The organism is Hydrogenophaga sp. (assembly GCF_022844385.1).
GTDB lineage: Bacteria > Pseudomonadota > Gammaproteobacteria > Burkholderiales > Burkholderiaceae_C > Hydrogenophaga.
Map to the genome: position 1 here is coordinate 1 of NZ_JALHLX010000198.1, position 4,560 is coordinate 4,560.

Sequence of the window (4,560 nt, forward strand, 5' to 3'; positions counted from 1 at the left end):
GGTGGATCCGAAGCCAAGCCCGATTGCCGATGCAGAGCTGCAGCAACTCTGCGCCGCAACACAGTGCGCGACCGCAGTCTTCCGCAGTTTCGAAGAGGTGCGCAAGGTGCATGAGTGCGCCGTGCATGGGGCGGTACAGGACCGCGCGGCAGTCGCAGCAAAGTTTGGTGGTGTCCGCGGCCCTGGGGATCTGCTGGCCATACAGGCCGAGTTGTTGCAGCGTGACGTTGACGGTGCTGTGCGCTACGGGAAGGCGTTGTGTGAAGCAACGCTTGAAATGCAGACACACATACTGCGCTGCTGCAGCCCATTCATGCAAAACGACGTCTGGCTGGAAGCCGCGTCAGCCTTCGACCGCGCTACTGGCCCTGGCACTGCCTTGAGCCGTACTTAGCGATCCAGCTCCCTGGCGCACGACTTCCGGAGCTGCATCTTGCAGAAGCGCATGGCCCGGATCGACAGCTTCCTGAACGCGTTGAGTTCGTGGAGCCACCCCAACGAGCGCTTCGCGCGCACCAGTGAAGCTCACCAGCATGAGGCTCGGGTCAAGGCGAGCCATGCCTGCCTGTCGAAGGTCTGGCTGCGCCTGCTTGCGGTCTTGCTGATCGGCTTCGCTTCGCTCGAAACGCGTGCCACGCCGGTGACGGTGCTGCAGGTGAAGGACGCGATCGGCCCGGCAAGCGCCGACTATGTGATCCGCGGCATCGCCAAGGCGGCTGATGCGGGTGCACCACTGGTGGTGATACAGCTCGACACACCAGGCGGTCTGGACATTTCGATGCGTCAGATCATTCAGGCCATCCTTGCCTCACGAGTGCCGGTGGCGGTTTTCGTGAGCCCGGAAGGCGCGCGCGCCGCCAGCGCCGGTACCTACATCCTCTATGCGTCCCACATCGCAGCAATGGCACCAGCGACGACGCTGGGTGCGGCCACGCCCGTGGCGATCGGCCTTCCCGGTGCCGAGCGCAAGCCACCCGTTCAGGACAAAGGCGGCGGGTCAACTGGATCCTCAAAGGACGATCCTGACCAAGCCGGTCCGAGGCCTGCTTCAACGGCGCCGGCTGATGTCGTGGCTGCCAAGCAGGTGCACGATGCCGCCGCCTTCATCCGCGGCTTGGCCCAGCAGCGCGGTCGCAATGCTGAGTGGGCCGAACGCGCCGTGCGCGAGGCGGTCAGCCTTACCGCCACCGAGGCACTGCGGGAAAAAGTGGTGGACGTCATCGCCGAGGATGTGGACGACCTGCTGGCTCAGATCGACGGCCGCCGAGTCCATATCCATGGAGCGGACATCACACTGTCCACACGGGGACTTGCTCAACAAGCCATGCTGCCGGACTGGCGCCAACGTTTGCTTTCTGTGCTCGCGAATCCGAGCTTCGCGCTGATCCTGATGATGATTGGCATCTACGGCCTCATGTTCGAGTTCTCCTCGCCGGGCTTCGGACTGCCTGGCACCGTGGGCGCGATCTGCCTGCTGCTCGCGATGTTCGCCCTGCAGTTGCTGCCAGTCAATTACGCCGGTCTGGCGCTGATCATCCTTGGCCTCGCGCTGCTTGCAGCAGAGGTGGTGACGCCGACGCTCGGTGTGCTCGGTGCCGGCGGTGTGGTGGCCTTTGTTGCCGGGGGCCTGCTGCTGTTCGACCGCGACGTCCCTGGCCTGGGTCTTCCGCTGACGCTGATATTCGGCCTGGCGGCCAGTTCGGTTGCGGTGGTGCTCTTTGCCGGAGGGATGGCTCTGCGCGCTCGACGACGCCCGATCGTCAGCGGGTGCGAAGAGATGAAAGGCGCAGAAGGGGTCGTGCTCGAACGGGCCGGCAGCGGAGCCTGGATCCAGATTCATGGAGAGCGCTGGCGCGCAACCAGCACAGATCCTCTGCAGCCAGGTCAACGGGTACGCGTGGTCGGCCTGCAGGGGTTGACGCTTGAGGTGCGTACCGAGACCGGTCCAACCACACCAGGAGACACAGCATGATGTTCGACTTCAATTGGGGACTCGGTGGCGTGCTCTTGCCGCTGGTGATTCTTCTGATGGCAAGCTCGCTGCGCATTCTGCGCGAGTACCAGCGCGGCGTCGTGTTTCAACTTGGCCGCTTCTGGAAAGTCAAAGGCCCCGGACTTGTTCTGGTGATCCCGGGTATCCAGCAAATGGTACGCGTGGACCTGCGGGTGGTGACCATGGACGTCGAGCCACAAGACGTGATTTCACGGGACAACGTGTCGGTGAAGGTCAACGCCGTGGTGTTCTTTCGCGTCGTCGACCCGCAGAAGGCGATCATTCAGGTGGAGGACTACCTGATGGCGACCAGCCAACTCGCTCAGACGACGCTGCGTGTCGTGCTGGGCAAGCACGAACTCGACGAGATGCTTGCCGAGCGCGAGCGTCTGAATATTGACGTACAGCAGATTCTCGACGCGCAGACAGATGCCTGGGGCATCAAAGTCACCAATGTCGAGATCAAGCACATTGATCTGAATGAGTCGATGGTGCGAGCCATTGCCCGCCAAGCCGAAGCCGAACGCGAGCGACGCGCCAAGGTGATCCACGCCGAAGGCGAAAAACAGGCCTCAGCAGCGTTGCTGGAGGCGGCCCGAATGCTGGCCCAACAACCCGAGGCGATGCAGTTGCGCTACCTGCAGACCATGACCCAGGTGGCCGGGGATCGCGCCTCGACGGTCGTGTTGCCGCTACCGCTGGACCTGCTCGGTTCCCTGTTGGGCAGGGGATCGATGCCAACACCTGGTGGAACTGCGGCCGACACAACGAACGGTAGCGCATCGTGACCTCCACCAAAGCAAGGCCGAGAGCGAATTTCCTGGCGCCGATTGCCCATCGCGCACGACGCCACTTCCAGGCACGTTTGTCGTTGCTCGACGATCAAGAGCGTCGTGGGAAACGACGGAGTTTCTCAGAGCACGTCTGCCCTCAGAGGCCGGTCGGTGTTTGAGGCGCAACCTGTGACATGTGTCGAGGTCCAGAGACCATGAGAAAACTGCTGGCATTTTTGTTCCTGTATTCGCTGGTGCTTGTGTCTCCGCTCGTGCTGAGTTTCGTCGTGCCGAGCCACCTGCTCGAGCCCAGGCCATTTCGGGATGATCTTGCCTCGGGCCTGGCCATGGTGGCTTTCGCTGCCGTGTTGATGGAGTTTTTTCTGCTGGGGCGCTTTCGCCCCGTGTCCCAGGCGCTGGGCAGCGACCTCGCCATGCAGGCCCACCAGTTTTTTGCACGCACTGCGCTGGTCTTTCTGCTGCTGCACCCGTTCCTCTACAGCCTCTGGGGCAGCAGACACTTGCCGTGGGACACTACATACGCACAAGCCTTGCGGATCGCTGGGGGCTCCTGGGGTTTGTTCACTGGCCTGCTCGCCTTGGGGATACTGCTGTCCATGGTCCTGCATGCCGTGCACCGCGCCTCGGGGCAGAACTATGACCGCTGGCGTCTTTGGCACGGATTGCTTGCTCTTGCCGTGCTCGGGCTGGGTCTGCACCACACGCTGGAGTCGGGCCGGTATGCGCAACTGCCCTTGATGACTGGGTTCTGGTGGGTGCTGGCGTTGCTCGCGCTGGCATCGTGGATGAACGTCTACCTCCTGCGCCCCTTCCTGCAAGCCAGGCAGCCGATGCGCCTGAGCCGGGTGACACCGCTGGCCCGCAAGATATGGGAGGTTTCGCTTGCTCCATCAGGGGGGCGGCCCCTGCGGTTTGCGCCGGGCCAGTTCGTCTGGATCAAGCTGGGAGGGATCGCTCCCCACAAAGACCACCCCTTCTCGATCAGCTCTGCCCCCGACCCATCGGGCAGCCTTCGCTTCGTGATCAAGGAGGCGGGCGACTTCACGGAAACCATTCCCACCTGGCGAGCCGGGGCGCTGGCCTATGTGGACGGGCCGTATGGCGACTTCCAGATTCCCGCCGAGGCGCAGGCGGTCGTCATGATCGCCGGGGGCATCGGTATCGCCCCGTTCCTGGGTTTGCTGGCGGCCTGTGCGCAGCAAGGCGAGACGCGCCCCATCCGTTTGATTTACGCGGAACGCGACGTCACGCAGATGGTGGCAGTCGAGGCCCTGAGTGGCAGCGAGAGGCTTGACGATTTCGCGCAGATTCTGATGGTCGAAAAGCCTCATGAGGGTTGGGCAGGCATGGTGGGGCGCCTCGATTCCAAGGGCTTTGCGCAGGCGCTCGCCTGCGAAGCCGTGGCGAAGGTGTCAAACAGGGCGCACTTCATGATTTGCGGTCCCAGCCGCATGATGGATGGGGTTGAGACCAGCTTGCTGGCGCGGGGCGTGCCCATGAACCGCGTGCAGTCCGAGCACTTTCAGTACGACTTCAGCGGACGTTCCCCAAAGGCCCGGGCCATCCGCCGTGGTTGGCTCGCACTCTCTGCGGTGCTGTTGCTCCTGAGCGTTCTGGTCACTGCCTGGACTTGAGCCACTGGACGGGAAAGTTCAGATGGGCCACCACCCCCGATTCTGGACGCTCGACAAGAAGAGCAGCCACCTTCCGCAGGACTTCGAGGTAGTCTGTCGAGCGCTGGATTGGTTTCCCATCCATTGACGACTTTCTCTG

The 4,560-nt window shown here is 63.1% G+C and carries 4 protein-coding genes; all 4 read left to right on the forward strand.

Annotated elements, in window-relative coordinates; translation table 11 throughout:
- Nucleotides 1-394, forward strand: a 394-nt coding sequence (locus Q0C59_RS18845) for a phasin family protein (RefSeq protein ID WP_291218458.1), incomplete at its 5' end; no start/stop codon positions are given.
- A 51-nt stretch (nt 395-445) separates the two neighbouring features.
- Nucleotides 446-1,972 carry a nodulation protein NfeD gene (locus Q0C59_RS18850; protein WP_291218460.1) on the forward strand — a complete coding sequence of 509 codons (1,527 nt, stop codon included), beginning with the start codon at nt 446-448 and terminating at the stop codon, nt 1,970-1,972.
- A complete protein-coding gene (locus Q0C59_RS18855; RefSeq protein WP_370654234.1) occupies nt 1,972-2,781 on the forward strand; it encodes a slipin family protein in 810 nt (269 codons plus the stop codon). The genes Q0C59_RS18850 and Q0C59_RS18855 overlap by 1 nt, the downstream gene beginning before the upstream one ends.
- Before the next feature lie 332 nt (nt 2,782-3,113).
- The gene (locus Q0C59_RS18860; protein ID WP_291218465.1) at nt 3,114-4,421 is read left to right on the forward strand and encodes a ferredoxin reductase family protein; all 1,308 of its coding nucleotides are present in this window, start codon (nt 3,114-3,116) and stop codon (nt 4,419-4,421) included.
- The last annotated feature ends 139 nt before the right edge of the window (nt 4,422-4,560 follow it).

Bases quoted from the DNA above. Each gene is read 5' to 3' on its own strand.
- Q0C59_RS18860 (WP_291218465.1), top strand. From the start codon at position 3,114: ATGGTGGCTTTCGCTGCCGTGTTGATGGAGTTTTTTCTGCTGGGGCGC.
- Q0C59_RS18850 (WP_291218460.1), top strand. From the start codon at position 446: ATGGCCCGGATCGACAGCTTCCTGAACGCGTTGAGTTCGTGGAGCCAC.
- Q0C59_RS18855 (WP_370654234.1), top strand. From the start codon at position 1,972: ATGTTCGACTTCAATTGGGGACTCGGTGGCGTGCTCTTGCCGCTGGTG.